General features: G+C 61.6%; 14 protein-coding genes. 10 read left to right on the top strand and 4 right to left on the bottom strand.

The window, feature by feature from the left end:
* Positions 1 to 47: 47 nt before the first annotated feature.
* Positions 48 to 2,579, bottom strand: coding sequence for a putative bifunctional diguanylate cyclase/phosphodiesterase (locus GRO01_RS01130; protein WP_062508440.1), 2,532 nt, complete (start codon positions 2,577 to 2,579; stop codon positions 48 to 50).
* 227 nt (positions 2,580 to 2,806) lie between these two features.
* On the opposite strand from GRO01_RS01130, the gene GRO01_RS01125 reads away from it, so the two are divergent.
* On the top strand, positions 2,807 to 3,157 hold the full coding sequence (locus GRO01_RS01125) for a hypothetical protein (RefSeq protein ID WP_062508439.1): 351 nt from the start codon (positions 2,807 to 2,809) through the stop codon (positions 3,155 to 3,157).
* 20 nt (positions 3,158 to 3,177) lie between these two features.
* Here GRO01_RS01125 and GRO01_RS01120 read toward each other — a convergent pair whose 3' ends face one another.
* Positions 3,178 to 3,936, bottom strand: a complete 759-nt coding sequence (locus GRO01_RS01120; protein WP_062508437.1) for a DsbA family protein — start codon at positions 3,934 to 3,936, stop codon at positions 3,178 to 3,180.
* Positions 3,937 to 4,168: 232 nt separating this feature from the next.
* Between GRO01_RS01120 and GRO01_RS01115 the strand changes: the two genes are divergently transcribed.
* Positions 4,169 to 5,587, top strand: coding sequence for a gamma-glutamyltransferase (locus tag GRO01_RS01115; protein WP_062508435.1), 1,419 nt, complete (start codon positions 4,169 to 4,171; stop codon positions 5,585 to 5,587).
* Positions 5,588 to 5,641: 54 nt separating this feature from the next.
* Here GRO01_RS01115 and fliP read toward each other — a convergent pair whose 3' ends face one another.
* Together fliP and GRO01_RS01105 are read right to left on the bottom strand one after the other, a co-directional pair.
* Positions 5,642 to 6,409, bottom strand: coding sequence for a flagellar type III secretion system pore protein FliP (gene fliP / locus GRO01_RS01110; protein WP_174787379.1), 768 nt, complete (start codon positions 6,407 to 6,409; stop codon positions 5,642 to 5,644).
* Positions 6,406 to 6,711, bottom strand: a complete 306-nt coding sequence (locus GRO01_RS01105; protein ID WP_062508430.1) for a flagellar biosynthetic protein FliO — start codon at positions 6,709 to 6,711, stop codon at positions 6,406 to 6,408. Before GRO01_RS01105 ends, fliP begins: the two co-directional genes overlap by 4 nt.
* Positions 6,712 to 6,881: 170 nt before the next feature.
* Between GRO01_RS01105 and GRO01_RS01100 the strand changes: the two genes are divergently transcribed.
* From GRO01_RS01100 to recA, 8 genes are all read left to right on the top strand, one after another.
* Entirely contained in the window at positions 6,882 to 7,802 is a 921-nt protein-coding gene (locus GRO01_RS01100; protein ID WP_062508428.1) for a GIY-YIG nuclease family protein, read from the top strand.
* 126 nt (positions 7,803 to 7,928) lie between these two features.
* Entirely contained in the window at positions 7,929 to 8,321 is a 393-nt protein-coding gene (locus GRO01_RS01095) for a flagellar basal body rod protein FlgB (RefSeq protein ID WP_062508426.1), read from the top strand.
* Between the two features lie 12 nt (positions 8,322 to 8,333).
* Complete coding sequence (flgC, locus tag GRO01_RS01090) at positions 8,334 to 8,741, top strand: flagellar basal body rod protein FlgC (RefSeq protein WP_011253054.1); 408 nt, start codon at positions 8,334 to 8,336, stop codon at positions 8,739 to 8,741.
* Positions 8,742 to 8,746: 5 nt separating this feature from the next.
* Positions 8,747 to 9,094, top strand: a complete 348-nt coding sequence (gene fliE, locus GRO01_RS01085; RefSeq protein WP_062508424.1) for a flagellar hook-basal body complex protein FliE — start codon at positions 8,747 to 8,749, stop codon at positions 9,092 to 9,094.
* Between the two features lie 2 nt (positions 9,095 to 9,096).
* On the top strand, positions 9,097 to 9,369 hold the full coding sequence (locus GRO01_RS01080; protein WP_062508422.1) for a flagellar biosynthetic protein FliQ: 273 nt from the start codon (positions 9,097 to 9,099) through the stop codon (positions 9,367 to 9,369).
* Between the two features lie 115 nt (positions 9,370 to 9,484).
* On the top strand, positions 9,485 to 10,300 hold the full coding sequence (locus GRO01_RS01075; protein ID WP_062508420.1) for a flagellar biosynthetic protein FliR: 816 nt from the start codon (positions 9,485 to 9,487) through the stop codon (positions 10,298 to 10,300).
* Between the two features lie 3 nt (positions 10,301 to 10,303).
* Positions 10,304 to 11,380, top strand: coding sequence for an EscU/YscU/HrcU family type III secretion system export apparatus switch protein (locus GRO01_RS01070; protein ID WP_062508418.1), 1,077 nt, complete (start codon positions 10,304 to 10,306; stop codon positions 11,378 to 11,380).
* 204 nt (positions 11,381 to 11,584) lie between these two features.
* Positions 11,585 to 12,622, top strand: coding sequence for a recombinase RecA (gene recA / locus GRO01_RS01065; protein WP_062508417.1), 1,038 nt, complete (start codon positions 11,585 to 11,587; stop codon positions 12,620 to 12,622).
* The last annotated feature ends 9 nt before the right edge of the window (positions 12,623 to 12,631 follow it).

The raw sequence follows: 12,631 nt of genomic DNA, 5'->3' as shown, positions 1-12,631 counted from the left end.
TCCATTTTCAGACGGGATCTTCCAATGCTTCCCCATTGCCACCCCTTTCACAGACCCGCCACATTCCGTCTCCAGCACAGGGGCACAGTCTCTTCCGGCACAGGTGGTCCCAGAAAGAACCCCCGCACCTCCGTGCAGCCATGCTCCTGCAGATGCCGGTAATGCTCCGGTGAAGACACACCCTCCGCTGTCACCGCAATTCCCAGATCCATCGCCAGTTCGATCACGTTCCGCACCACTGCCGCACTGCGCGCATCCTGAAGCATATCCTGGATAAAGGCCGCATCCAGTTTGATCTTGGAAAAGGGAAACTGCCGCAGATACATCAGCGTGGAAAAGCCTTTGCCAAAATCATCCAGCGCAATCCGGACGCCCCGGCGCTCCAGTTCCCGGAACGCATGATAGGCAAGTGGCCCGGCTTCAAGCGCCCGGGTTTCCGTTACTTCAACCTGCAAGCGCTGCGGCGGCAGCCCGGTCCGCTCCAGAACATCAAAGATGCGATCCGCAATATCGGGAAGCGAAAAATGCGTCGCCGTCATGTTGACCGACACCCACAGGGACAAAGGCCATTGCCGCGCCGTGCGACATGCCGTCTCCAGAACCCAGAAATCAAACTCCAGCCCGTTCCCGGTCTCGATGATTATGTCGATGACTTTCTCGATCGACAGATATCCGTGAGACGACCCTTTCCACCGGCACAGCGCCTCAAAACCAACGACCTGACCCGTCCGGGCACTGGCGATCGGCTGATAGACGAGCGCGAACGCCTTCATCTGAAGCGCCTGACGCACATCCCGGAACAGGTTCTTCTGACGACTGTCCGCCAGTTCACCGCACGGGTCGAAAATACTGTAGCGCCCGACCCGCTCGCGCCGCGCATCTTTCAGAGCCGTCTCTGCGGCCTCCACAAGCGCATCCCCGTTCTCCACACCCGAGACGGCCATGCCGATCGCCGGCTCCAGCGTCACCACAGCGCCGCCCGGAACCTTTACCACGCCACTCAGAACTGACAGCATTTCCTGCGCCAGCGCCGCCGGGAAGCGTCCCTTTCCGTCGCGCGGCACATCCACCATAACTGCCAGATCCATTACGCCGTGCCGCGCCACAAAGCGGTTCCCCGCCCCGGCATGATCCTCACCCCGTTGCTCAGGCAGCGCCCCAAGTCGCGACGCGCTGACCTGCAGAAGATAAGCCGCTTCTTCGGCACAAACTTCATGCCGGCCTTCCGGTCCTGAAACATCCAGCGATACCAGTGCAAGCACAAAGTCCTGTGCCCCACGCGTCACTTCCAGCAGTCTTCTCTGGACATGTTCCAGACAGGCAAGACGGTTCGGCAGTCCTGTAGGTGCATCGACCCTGACCCGATGAAAATGCTGCTCCCGTGTCGCCTGCAGGGCCGTGACATCCATTCCCACGCCCCGATAGCCTCGAAAGATCCCTTCCCGGAACACCGGCTGCCCCGTCAGCATCCACCATTTCCCCGCAGGCAGCGCCCTGACCGCCAGTTCCCGGAATGCAAGCCTGTTGCCCAGACAATGCGCCAGATGCAGATCCGGTGACATCGCACCAGAGAGTTCCGCCCTGAGGAGCGTATTCCCAGGAGCTGAATCCGGAAGCCCCAGCACAGTGTACAGACTTTGCCCCGCAACCTCCGCTTCGACCCGCCCCAGCATCTGACACAACCCTGCGGACGGATTGCGCAGGCGTCCCTCTTCATCCGTCTCCCACAGCCAGCCACCACCCTGTGATACAGACCGTGGCATGAGAAGTGACAGGATCTCCGACTGTTCCCGCTCTTTCAGCCGCGTCATCTGCATGCGCCACAGCAGGACGTTCACCAGCCGGCTGACCCCGGCGACAAACAGTCCGCAGACCGTCACCTCAATGACAAAAGACGCCGTAAACGGCAGGGAACGGTGCAGGCATCCCTCCAGCAACGCGCCATACATTCCCGCCAGGATCGGGACCATCATGGCCTCAACCGCCCCCGCCACAGGAGCACAGAGCAGCAACGGCGCCATGAGACCCGCACATACGCCGATCGTCAGCACATGAACGTCTTCCCGATGCAGCCGGAATGCCAGAATGATGAAGACGAACCAGACGATGCCCAGAGCACCATTCAGTTGCCGAAGAGCCCGCCGGACCGAGCGGTCATCTGCGCATGAATAGTCCCGCAGTCTCTGAATTCTGGGCTGAATGGCAAGAATCCAGACCAGCAACGCTCCCCAGACACCTAAAAGCGGCACCGCAGCCAGCCAGCAGCCTGAAGACCACACGCCCAGCGCCACGACCGGCGCGCTGACGGCCTGAGCCAGAAGATGCAAGGGAAGAAGCAGCCGCAGCGTTCGTAACTGGCGCCCCTTGAAAGCGCTTTGCAGATGCGTCGGAACCTGTGGCGCCAGCACCCCGCCGCGATGGCCGCGGAGAAACCGGAATGCCACCCATCGCAGCAGCAGGGACCGCCGCCCCCAGGCCCTGAAACCGCCACCTGTCCCCGGGCCATCCGCAGCCGGATCTTCCGGTTCTTTCCCCTTTCCGGCGCTGCTCCCTGCGCCGGGACCTCTGTCGTCTGTCATACACCGTCATACCAGTGGAGCACGTCGAAAGCCTGAAACGGTCACCCGGACCGGAAGACCATTCCTTCGAAGGTCAGGAACCATACCCGTAAAAACGCTGTTCCCCAAACCCGGAACACGGAATTTTAACGGCCAGCCCGTTACCGGAGTTGCCACCGGGAACCTCCGGAGCATCACTGTGTTGTCAGACCAGCGACGGTCCCCGTCCCAGAGAAAGGAGAGACCCTATGTCCCGCATTGATGACACCGCTTTCGAGGGTGAAGACCGCAAGTACCGTGTAGCCACCGCAGAGGCGGAAGCCGCCCTCCGCGCCCGCGATAGCGGAGACAACACTCTGGCCGAGCGTCTGCTGGACGAGGCCGAGCATACGGATCCCGAAGCTCTTGCCAATGTCCTGCAGCGCGACAGTGACAGCCCGGCAGGCCGTGGCCACAGACCGCCCCCACCCGCATCGGATGAAGAAGTCGCAGCCATCACCCGCACGGTTCAGCCGGGCTCTGATGCACCGTCCCGAGCCGGAATCGTTGACGGCAACGGAGATATGGACGGCTCAGGCGCAGACAGCGAAAAGCGCTGAAACCGCCGCGCCCGCAGGCCTCAGGCCTTCCGGGCGCGATCCAGAAACGCATCCATCTGGTCCGGCTCAAGCGCACCAGGGGCCACGGCGGCCGTACCAAAAATGAAGGTCGGCGTTCCGTCCAGACCGACGGACCGTCCCTGATCCAGATTGGTGTTGATCAGCGTGATCGTCTGCGGCGAGTTCATGTCAGCTGCCAGCTTCTTCGCATCAATGCCATTGGCCTGAGCCAGTTCGGCAATCCGCTCCATGCTCGGCTTGGTGGTATCTTCCATCAGCGCCTTGCGCATGGCTTCATACTTGCCCTGCATGCTGGCCGCGAAAATGGCCCGCGTATCCAGCACACTGTTGTTACCCAGAACCGGCACGACCTTCTCGACCAGCCGCACATCCGGGTGACGGTTAAGGAAACTGTCCACCTCGCCCATCATGGACCGGCAGTACGAGCAGCGCGGATCATAGAATTCCACAACCGTGATCTTGCCATGCGGATTGCCCCGGATCGCAAAAGCAGGCGCAGTCTGTAACTCGCTCTGATGCGCCCGCACGGCCGCAAGCGTCGAATCCTGCTTCTGCTCTTCGGCCTTTTCACGGATCGAACGGATGGCATCCGTCAGGATGGTCGGATCGTTCTGCAGAGCCTCACGCATGATGCCGACGATCTCCGCCCGCTGGGCTGGCGTGAAGGACTCTGTCGGCGCCGCCAGAGCCTGACCGCCTACGAAAAAGGCCATTCCGGCAACAACGGCGCAGGCCGTGGCAAGAAGATGGTGTCTCAAGGAGGACGCTCCGGTTCAGCTGGGTGGAAAAGACGACTTCAGGTCCATACGCCATAAAGAACGCACGAGGCAAAGAGAAGACACCAACTCGCCCCTCCCACAAACTACAGATTACCGTTATGAGGGAATAACAGCCGGACCGGACCCACGGCGCAGACCCGTCTGCCCGCGCCCGTCACCCGCAAAGGCCACGAGGCCGGACAGTCGTGACCAGACAACGGAGAAACGCCAGGTGGCGCATCGTCAGCACCAGATTTCCACCCCGGACGCCCCACAGGGCCGTCGCGTGTCTTCCCGCTTCCCGGCCGCGCTGATGGCCACGGCTGCCTCAGGCCTTCTGCTGGGCGCCTGCTCGTGGATGCCCGGTGTCCAGTTCATCAGCAACAACGAAACCGCCGCTCCCGCAGGTGGCAGCATCGGCACGGTGGTTGCAGACGAGCCCCAGGCCGCTCTGATCGGTCATGACGTCCTCGCCCGCGGAGGCAATGCCGCCGACGCCGCAACCGCCACGGCCCTTGCCCTCGGCGTGACCCTGCCGTCCCGTGCCTCCTTCGGCGGCGGTGGCGCCTGTCTTGTCAGCCGTCCCGGCGAACCCGCCCAGGCCATCACCTTCCTGCCCCGCCCCGGCACCAGCAAAGGCGGCGACCGTCCGGCTGGAACAGCCGCCGAGTTCCGTGGCCTGTACCTGATGCAGCTCCATTACGGCACCGTCGATTTCAACGATCTCGTTGCTCCAGCCCTGAATCTCGCCAGCACCGGCATCACTGTCAGCCGCACGCTCGCCGCCGATCTGGCTGCCGTCCGCCCGGCACTTCTGGCCGACGACAACGCCCGCGCCATCTTCGGACGTGGCGAGGCCACGACCGTGGCCGCAGGTGACAGTCTAGCCCAGCCCCGTCTCGCAGGCTTCCTCGAACGCATCCGCGTCGCAGGTGTCGGCGATCTCTATAACGGTGCCCTCGCCGATGTTTACGTCACCGCTGCCCAGAAGGCTGGCGGCGGTCTGAACGACGAGGACATGCGCCAGACCCTGCCGGTCCAGACGGCTACCCTCACAACCCGTCAGGGCGGTGTGGACGCCTCCTTTCTGGCCCCGCCCGCCGATGGCGGCCTCGGCGCGGCCCTGCGCTATACGACCGGCGCTTCAGCCCAAGGGGCTGTCGCCGCATGGCGCGCTTCCGGCAATACCACGCTGGCCGCCGCACAGGCCGCGCTCGACAGCGGCCATTCCGGCAATGGCACCCTCCCGGCTCTTCCCGCCTCGACGTCCTTCGTCGTGACGGATCACTCCGGCATGGCCGTCGCCTGCGCCGTGAGCGAAAACAACCTGTTCGGTACGGGCCGCATTGCCGGCAGCACAGGCGTCGTCCTCGGCGCGTCCCCGGCCCGCACGCCGCAGCCCCTGCTCTCCGCCGCCGTCCTGCGTGACCAGCGCAACCTGCGCGCCGTCATCGCAGCCTCCGGCCAGAACGAAGCCGCCGATGCCGTCGGAGACGCTGCCCGTGCTGCCGCGCATGACACCCCGATCCCGCATGAAGGCGCCGGTCGCATCAACGCCATCCTCTGCCATGGCAACGATTCGTGCCGCGGTTCCACGGACCCCTGCGCCGCCGGCCTCGCCGCAGGCACCACGAACGACAGCCGGAACTGACAAAAAAAGCCCCGCCACTTTCAGACTGTCGGGGCTTTTCCCTGATCCAGACCTTTATCCGGTAAAACTTCGCACCAGACTTCCCGCCACAAGCGACCACCCGTCGACTACGACGAAAAAGATCAGCTTGAACGGCAGGGACACCGTACTCGGCGGCAGCATCATCATGCCAAGGCTCATCAACACGCTGGACACCACCAGATCGATGACCAGAAACGGCAGATAAAGCAGAAATCCCATCTCGAACCCGCGGCGAAGTTCGCCAATCATGAACGCAGGCACCAGCACCCGCCAGGGCGTATCACTGACCTTCGCCGGCGGCTTCTCATGCGCAATGTTCAGGAATGTCGCCACATCCGCAGGCCGCGCCGTCACAGCCATGAAATCATGGAACGGCTGGGCCGCTGCCGTCAGACCTTCCATTTCCCCGACCCGACCCGCCATCATCGGCTCGATCCCGGCATCCCAGGATTTCTGCAGCGTCGGCTGCATCACGAACAGCGTCAGAAACAGCGCCAGCCCGATCAGAACCGTATTGGGTGGCGTCCCCTGCGCGCCCAGCGCACTGCGCAGCAGCGACAGCACGATCACGATCCGCGTAAACGCCGTAATCATCACCAGCAGGCTCGGCGCCAGCGACAGAACAGTGATCAGCGCCGTCAGCTGCACCAGCCGACTGGTCGTCCCCGCACCACCAGAAGCACCATTCTGCCCCAGATCGATACTCACGGCCTGGGCATGCGCCAGATGCGGCATCCCCAGACACGCCAGCAGCACCAGAACCGGCAGCAGAACCCGAAGAACGCAGGCCATCTTCCTCATGCCACGTCCTCCGCGTCCGACGCATCCAGCGCCGACGCAAAGGTCTCGCGCTCCGTCCAGTCCATCAGGATGTCCTGATTGCCGCCCGTCAGAACCAGCACTTCGCGCGCGCCATACCGCACGACCGAAAGACGCCGCGTCCGGTCCAGAGCCATCTGCCCTACCAGCGACAGCCCAGCCTGCCCGTCCCGCGCCCCGCTCTTTTTCTGCTCCAGCAAACGGAGAAGTGGCCGCGCACAGAAAATCAGCACGATAATGAAAATCAGAGCGGCAATCGCGTTCACGCACTCATGCAGGGTCATAGGTCAGTCATCCTCATTCCCCGGCATGATGCCCAAGACCGGTTAATGACCGCTTAATTGCCCATCAGTTTTGCCAAAGATACTGCCCAAAAAGCAGAAAGCCCCTGTCCTGAGCGCCCTGTCCCTGTCACAGATATTTTTCTCAATGTTTCTGCGCAGGACCAGACGTCGTGAACGCCCACCCCCAGACGATCCAGATTTTCCTTCCCTCCGGCGATCCACAGGGAATCCGTACCGCCTCCATCACCACCCGGATCGTGCAGGTTGTCGAAATCCCCCGCCTGCGACTGGAGGAATTTCTGAAGCGGCCCGAAGCCAACTCGGTTGGCATCTACATCCTGTTCGGTGAAAACGACGAGACGGAACGGCCGAAAGCCTATGTCGGACAGACCGGAAATTTCGGAAACCGCCTGAAGCAGCACAACGAGAAGAAGGGCCTCTGGTGGAACCGGGCTGTCGTCGCCTTCTCGCTCACCCAAAGCCTGACCGTCACACACGCGCACTATCTGGAATGGCTCGCCCTCAGCCATGCCGCACAGGCCCAGCGCTTTGAAATGGACAACGGCACAGGCGGCACAAGACCCCATACCCTTCCCGCGCTGGAGGCAGAATGCCGCGAAGTCTTCGAAACGATCGACATCCTGCTGACGACCCTGGGATACCCGATTTTCGAACCCCTCATACGTAACCGCAATCCTGTCGCTGTCACTCAGACGACTGAACCTGTTCTGGATTCACAGAAACAGTCCATCCCAACCGAATTTTATTGTCACGCATCCGGCGTGGACGGACGCGCCCAGTATACGCAAGAAGGACTGGTGGTACTGGCAGGCTCTTATGGCCGCGCTGAAGTTTCTAGCAGTTTTAATTATGCTCAGAAGCGACAGGCCATGCTGGAGCAAGGTCTTCTCCGCATTGAAGGCGACCGCATTTATTTCACCCGCGACGTACTGTTCAAAGCCCCAAGTCCTGCGGCCACCGCCCTGCTGGGACATTCAGTCAACGGCTGGACGAAGTGGAAAGACAGCACCGGAAAGACTTTAGAAGAGGCTATGAATCGCTCTACGCCCGGTAACGACTACGAAGCCTGACGAGATCCCCTCACACTCTTCCCCCGCCGCAGAATCGATGGCTCAAGCAACCATTTATTAAAGATTTCGCGCCATCATGCGCTTCGCCGGGATTTTTCCGGCACCTGCATGATGGAGACTGTCTCGATGCGTAACATCGACCCAACCAGCGCAGGCGGCACCGACCTTTTTTCTCTGGGCCGTGACCGCATGAACTGGCTTCAGGCGCGCCAGCAGGTGCTGGCCGGCAACATCGCCAATTCCGACACACCGGACTATCAGGCCAAGGACGTATCCCCGTTCGAGGCGGCGATGAGCGAGTTCGACATCACGCCCACTGTCACCCAGCCCGGTCATATCGGTTACAACGCCTCAGGCACCCACACCATCGAGACCACATCCGAACAGTCCCTGGACGGCAATCAGATTTCCCTGGACCAGCAGATGGAACAGGTCGCGGACGTGAACGACCAGCAGCATCTCGCCGTGAACGTCTATTCGAAATACCTGAGCATGTTCCAGACGGCACTCGGCAAGTAAGGAGCCTGACGGATGAACCTGTCCACCACCATCGGCATTTCCGCAAGCGGCATGGATGCACAGGCCCAGCGCCTGCGCATCGTCGCGGAAAACCTCGCCAATCAGGATACGACCGGCTCCCAGCCCGGCGCGGATCCCTATCGCCGCAAGACCATCACCTTCGCCGAACATGTAGACGACGAAACGGGCGCTTCAACCGTGGATGTCCAGAATGTCGGACAGGACATGTCGGACTTCGATACACGCTATGATCCCTCGCATCCGGCCGCTGATGAACGCGGCTATGTCAAGGTTTCCAACGTGGATTCCATGACCGAGATGATGGACATGCGTGAAGCCGAACGCTCCTACGAAGCCAACCTCAACGCCCTTTCAAGCACCCGGACCATGCTGTCCCGCACGCTTGACCTTCTGAAATAACCCTGATGCTCACATCCCTCTCCCAGGCCCACAATGCCTACGCCGTCCAGAGCCTCCAGAGCCGCCTTCAGGACGTCACGGATGACGTCGATGACGGTATCCGCTCCTCCGCCTCCACCAGCGACAGCAGCTCCGGCACGGATTTCGGCTCGGTTCTGTCCCAGTCTATCGGCAGCGTCATCGACGGTGGCCATGATGCCGAAACCAAGGCCGCACAGGGCCTGACAGGCGGCGGTGACATGACGCAGATCGTCACAGCGGTCTCCAATGCCCAGCTTGCCCTCCAGACCACGACCGTGATCCGCGACCGCATGGTCCAGGCGTATCAGGACGTGATGAAAATGACGATCTGACCATGCAGGCCATCGATCTCGGCGCCATTTTGGAGCAGACCTTCCTTGTCGCTCTCAAGCTGAGTGCTCCTGCTCTCCTGACCGCGCTCGGGGTCGGCCTTCTGGTCTCGCTCGTGCAGGCCGTCACCCAGCTCAACGAGGCCACACTGTCCTTCGTCCCGAAGGTTCTGGCCATTGGCGCCGTCATGGTCATGGCCGGTTCCTTCATGACGGCCACACTCGTCGGCTTCACCCGGCATCTTTTCGATCAGTTGATCCTCGTCGGCACGACCTGAAACCACGCCGCCTTTTAAATCCGGAGTTTGCCAACGTGTCCGTGCTCAGACAATCCAACCTGAAAGACGCGTCCCGGTGAACTCTGGCCTTGCAGACACTGCCGGAGCGTCCACCATGCCGGGTCTGGACCTCAGCGGCCCGGCCCTGAGTATCTGGGCCCTGGCTTTCGTTCTGGTCCTCTCCCGTACCGGCGCGGTTGTCATGGTCATGCCGGGCCTTGGCGAGCAATCCATGCCCATGATGATGCGCGCGGGATGCGCCATCACCCTCACTGCCCTGCTGCTTCCGCTTGTCGCACCTTTGCTGATGCAGGCGCATCTCGACACCCTCGCTCCTATTGCACTGGGAGGCATGATTGCCGTTGAACTCTTCGCAGGTGTCCTGATCGGCTGGATGGCCCGATTGATCTGCATGGCCTTGCCGATCGCCGGCCAGATCATCGCAGTCTGCATGGGCATTTCCAGCGTGCTCCAGCCGGATCCCGATCTCGGTTCGGGCAGCTCCGCCCCCGCCCGCTTCCTGAACCTGCTGGCACCTCTCGTGCTTCTCGTCACCGGCGCATACATTCTTCCCATCCGCGCAATCCTCGGCAGCTACAACATCATCCCGCCGGGCGGCGCGCTGTTGCTCACCGCCAGCCATGCTCACTGGAACCTGCTGGGAGACTCCGCCCAGGGCATCATCCAGCTTACCGAGCACAGCTTTGCCCTCGGACTGGAACTCAGCGCGCCTTTCCTGATCCTGTCGCTCGTCTGGCAGGGCATGCTCGGCATCATGACGCGCCTGCTCCCCACGCTTCAGATCTACAATGCCGCAAGCCCCCTTCAGCTTCTGGGCGGCATCGCCCTTCTTGGACTGACCCTCAGCACCATGATCGCGGTTTGGCAGGGACAGGTTTTCGACGTGCTCCGCGCCCTGCCCGGCCTCTGAACGATGTCTGATTCTGACGACAAGACAGAAGCCCCGTCAGCCCAACGGCTCCAGAAAGCGCGTGATGACGGCCAGATCGTCATGTCACGCGAGGCCATGAGCTTCGTGGCACTCCTCGGTGGCTTTACCGGGATCTTCATGCTCCTGCCCTATCTTGTAGCTGATTTCGTCCACAGCATGCGGGCGCTCATGGCCAATGCAGGCACGGTCCCGATGGCGCAGGGCGGCCTGCTCAACAGCACGAATCACGCCATTGAGGCCGGCCTGTCCCTGGCCGTCCCGATCGCCGCAACCGTTGCCGTATTCTGCCTCGCCGCAGGCTTCCTGCAGACCGGCTTCCTCATCCATCCCGGTTCGCTGCTGCCGAAGTTTGAGCGCATCTCTCCGCTCGCAGGCTTCAAACGCATTGCAGGCGGCGGAACACTGCCGGACACGTTCAAGGCTCTCGCAAAATTCGCTGTCTTCGCCATCATCATGTGGAACATCTCCAGAAACGCCATCCCTACGGCAGCACGGATGGTCGGACTGGAACCCGGTCCCCTTCTGAAAATGATGTCGGATCTGGGCTTCCGGGCGGCTGCCGCCATGATCGGCGCCCAGTTGGTCATCGCAGGGGCCGACATTTTCTGGATGCGCTTCCGTCACATCTCCAAACTGAAAATGAGCCGCGAAGACCTCAAGGACGAATACAAAAACACGGAAGGCGACCCACACGTCAAAGGCCGCCAGAAAGCCCTGCGTGCCAAAGCGGCCAAACAGCGCATGATGGACGCCGTCAAAACCTCAACAGTCGTCGTGACCAACCCCACGCACTACGCCGTCGCCCTTGTCTATGAACGCGGAGGCGGCGGGGCACCAAAGATCGTAGCCAAGGGCATGGATGATGTCGCAGCGCGTATCAGAGAAATTGCACAGGACAACCGCATCCCAATCGTTGCCAATCCGCCCCTGGCCCGCGCGCTTTTCACGCTCCCGCTCGACAGTGAAATTCCAGCCGAGCATTTCAAGGTTGTCGCGGCAATCATCGCCTATGTCTGGAAACTCAAACGGCCTGCCAACCGTTCTGCACCTCTAAGATAACCAGGGGTCCGCCCGCAGGAAAAAATCTTCCTCCAAAGCCTTCCTCCCCCTTGGCGTGACCGGGGGCAGACATGATATGTCTGCCACAAGAACATTTGTGAACATGGAACGCTGGCAGCCGCAGAAATCACGGCTCTTTGCGAGAATGGCCACCCGGTCTATCGTATCCTGTAAACGCCAGCCCCAACCTATTGCGAGGATTGAATGGACAAGACCAAGGCGCTTGAAGGCGCACTCAGCCAGATCGAGCGCGCCTTCGGCAAGGGCTCGATCATGCGCATGGGCCAGCGTCCGAAGGTGGAAGCCAATGTGATTTCCACCGGCTCCATCGGGCTGGATATCGCTCTCGGGATCGGCGGCCTGCCGCGCGGTCGTATCGTGGAGATCTATGGTCCGGAAAGCTCGGGCAAGACCACTCTTGCCCTGCATGTCTTGGCCGAAGCCCAGAAGAAGGGCGGCACCGTGGCCTTCGTCGACGCCGAACATGCGCTCGACCCCGGCTATGCCCGCAAGCTGGGTGTCAATATCGACGATCTTCTGCTCAGCCAGCCCGATGCCGGCGAACAGGCGCTGGAAATTGCCGACACGCTGGTCCGCTCCGGTGCTGTTGACGTGCTGGTCGTGGACTCCGTGGCGGCCCTCGTTCCCCGCGCCGAGCTTGAAGGCGATATGGGCGACAGCCATGTCGGTCTGCATGCCCGTCTCATGAGCCAGGCCCTGCGCAAGCTCACGGGAACGGTCTCGCGCTCCAATACGCTCGTGATCTTCCTGAACCAGATCCGCATGAAGATCGGCGTGATGTTCGGCAATCCGGAAACGACGACGGGCGGTAATGCGCTGAAATTCTACTCATCCATCCGTCTGGATATCCGCCGCATCGGGTCCATCAAGGACAAGGACGAAGTCGTCGGCAACCAGACGCGCGTCAAGGTCGTGAAGAACAAGATGGCGCCTCCGTTCCGTCAGGTCGAGTTCGACATCATGTACGGCGAAGGCATCAGCAAGATGGGCGAACTGCTCGATCTGGGCGTGAAGGGCAACATCGTCGAGAAGTCCGGCGCATGGTTCTCCTTCGACAGCCAGCGCATCGGACAGGGCCGTGAAAACGCCAAGCAGTTCCTGCGCGAGCATCCGGAGATGGCCTCCGAGATCGAGCGTCGCATCCGCGCAGAAGCCGGCGTCCTTTCCGACGCTCTGATGACAGATCCGGAGCCCGACGCAGACGGCAACCCAGAAGACTGAAACGAAAAA

The organism is Gluconobacter roseus NBRC 3990 (assembly GCF_006538885.1).
GTDB lineage: Bacteria > Pseudomonadota > Alphaproteobacteria > Acetobacterales > Acetobacteraceae > Gluconobacter > Gluconobacter roseus.
The sequence above is the reverse complement of the archived record's forward strand: the minus strand, read 5'-3'. Positions and strand labels throughout refer to the sequence as shown.

What these genes read in the sequence shown, in the direction of transcription:
- GRO01_RS01070 (WP_062508418.1), top strand. Translation starts at nt 10,304, where the DNA reads ATGTCTGATTCTGACGACAAGACAGAAGCCCCGTCAGCCCAACGGCTC.
- fliP (WP_174787379.1), bottom strand. Translation starts at nt 6,409, where the DNA reads ATGAGGAAGATGGCCTGCGTTCTTCGGGTTCTGCTGCCGGTTCTGGTG.
- GRO01_RS01095 (WP_062508426.1), top strand. Translation starts at nt 7,929, where the DNA reads ATGCGTAACATCGACCCAACCAGCGCAGGCGGCACCGACCTTTTTTCT.
- GRO01_RS01105 (WP_062508430.1), bottom strand. Translation starts at nt 6,711, where the DNA reads ATGACCCTGCATGAGTGCGTGAACGCGATTGCCGCTCTGATTTTCATT.
- flgC (WP_011253054.1), top strand. Translation starts at nt 8,334, where the DNA reads ATGAACCTGTCCACCACCATCGGCATTTCCGCAAGCGGCATGGATGCA.
- GRO01_RS01125 (WP_062508439.1), top strand. Translation starts at nt 2,807, where the DNA reads ATGTCCCGCATTGATGACACCGCTTTCGAGGGTGAAGACCGCAAGTAC.
- GRO01_RS01080 (WP_062508422.1), top strand. Translation starts at nt 9,097, where the DNA reads ATGCAGGCCATCGATCTCGGCGCCATTTTGGAGCAGACCTTCCTTGTC.
- GRO01_RS01130 (WP_062508440.1), bottom strand. Translation starts at nt 2,579, where the DNA reads ATGACAGACGACAGAGGTCCCGGCGCAGGGAGCAGCGCCGGAAAGGGG.
- recA (WP_062508417.1), top strand. Translation starts at nt 11,585, where the DNA reads ATGGACAAGACCAAGGCGCTTGAAGGCGCACTCAGCCAGATCGAGCGC.
- fliE (WP_062508424.1), top strand. Translation starts at nt 8,747, where the DNA reads ATGCTCACATCCCTCTCCCAGGCCCACAATGCCTACGCCGTCCAGAGC.
- GRO01_RS01075 (WP_062508420.1), top strand. Translation starts at nt 9,485, where the DNA reads ATGCCGGGTCTGGACCTCAGCGGCCCGGCCCTGAGTATCTGGGCCCTG.